1 protein-coding gene is annotated in these 1,679 nt (G+C 77.0%); it reads left to right on the top strand.

What is annotated here, in order from left to right; translation table 11 throughout:
- Positions 1-1,679: acyltransferase domain-containing protein (locus ABZ885_RS40715; RefSeq protein WP_360200189.1), on the top strand; the 1,679-nt coding region annotated here is incomplete at both ends.

The following is a 1,679-nucleotide window of genomic DNA, read 5'->3' as shown; positions in this document are numbered from 1 at the left end:
GGCGGTGCGATGGCGGCGGTCAACGCGCCGGAGGTCGAGGTCCTGGCGACGCTGGCCGAGGGTGCGGTGATCGCGGCGGTCAACGGGCCGGAGTCCGTGGTGGTCTCGGGTGAGACCGAGGCCGTCGACGGGGTTGTGGAGCTGTGGCGTGAGCGGGGCCGGCGGGTGCGCAGGCTGCGGGTGTCGCACGCCTTCCACTCGCCGGCGATGGACCCGGTGCTCGACGAACTCACGTCTGTCGCCGCCGGGTTGGAGTACCACCGTCCGCAGGTGATGTGGGCGGGTGCGCTGACCGGTGAGCTGGTGACGGAGTGCGAGGCGGGCTACTGGCCGGCGCAGACGCGCCGGGCGGTGCGGTTCGCCGACGCGGTGGCCGCCCTCGCCGCGCAGGGTGTGTCGGTGTTCATCGAGGTCGGCCCCGACGGGTCGCTCTCCTCGCTGGGCCCGGACGCCGTGGCGGGCATCGACGGCGACGAGGCCGTGTTCGTCCCGCTGCAGCGGCGCGACGACCAGGGCGTGACCGGCCTGGTCGCGGGCCTGGCCCGCGCGTACGTCAACGGCGCCGCGGTGGAGTGGAGTTCGGTGCTCCCGACCGGCACGCCGGTCGAGCTGCCCACCTACGCCTTCCGCCACCAGCGGTTCTGGCCTGAGGGCATTCTGACCCTGCCCACGGCGACTCCGGTCGTCGGCGGGGACGGCACGAGCACCGCGGCGGAGGCCCGGTTCTGGGCGGCCGTCGAGGAGGGTGACCTCGCCCGGATCGCCGACACGCTGGACCTCGAGGACCAGCGGCAGCTCGGCGAGGTCCTGCCGGCGCTGGCGTCCTGGCGGCGCCGGGAGCTGGACCGGTCGCTGACCGCCAACTGGCGCTACCGGGGCGGCTGGGCGGCCATCGCCGAGCCCGACGCCCGCGTTCTGTCGGGCACCTGGCTGGTCGTCGCCCCGGCCGGCTCGGCCGGTGACCTGACGCAGCAGTCCGCGGCCGCACTGGCCGCTCGCGGGGCCGAGGTCGTCGAGGTCACGGTCCCGGCCGGAGCCGTGGACCGGGCCGAGGTGGCGGCGCTGCTGGCCGCGGCCGCGGAGCCCGCCGGCGTGGCCGGTGTCCTGTCGCTGGTCGCGCTGGACGAGGCGCCGCTGCCGGAGCACCCGGTGGTGACCGGTGGCCTGGCCGCCACCCTGAGCCTGATCCAGGCGCTGGGTGACGCCGGCATCGGTGCGCCGCTGTGGCTCGCCACCCGCGGCGCTGCGGCGGCCGGCCCGGGCGAGGCGCTGGCCAACCCGGTGCAGGCGCAGGTCTGGGGCCTCGGCCGGGTCGTCGGCCTGGAACAGCCCGACCGCTGGGGCGGGTTGATCGACCTGCCGGAGACGCTCGACGAGCGCGCGGGCGCCCGTCTGGTGGCGGTGCTGGCCGGCTGTGGCGAGAACGAGGTCGCGATCCGGTCCGCCGGCATCCTGGGCCGCAGGCTCACCCGGGCCTCGCAGCCTCGCGGCAACGACCCCTGGACGCCGCGCGGGACGGTGCTGATCACGGGTGGCACCGGCGCCATCGCCGGCCACGTGGCCCGGTGGCTGCCCGGCCGGGGTGCGGAGCGGCTGGTGCTGACCGGCCGTTCCGGTCCGGCCGCCGCCGGTGTCGCGGCGACGGTCGCGGAGCTGGCCGCCCGGGGCACGGGCGTGGA

Origin of the sequence: Kitasatospora sp. NPDC047058 (assembly GCF_040643935.1) — a bacterium.
In the GTDB taxonomy this organism is placed as follows: domain Bacteria; phylum Actinomycetota; class Actinomycetes; order Streptomycetales; family Streptomycetaceae; genus Kitasatospora.
Note: the sequence above shows the minus strand (reverse complement) of the source record. Positions and strands in the feature narration are given on the sequence as shown.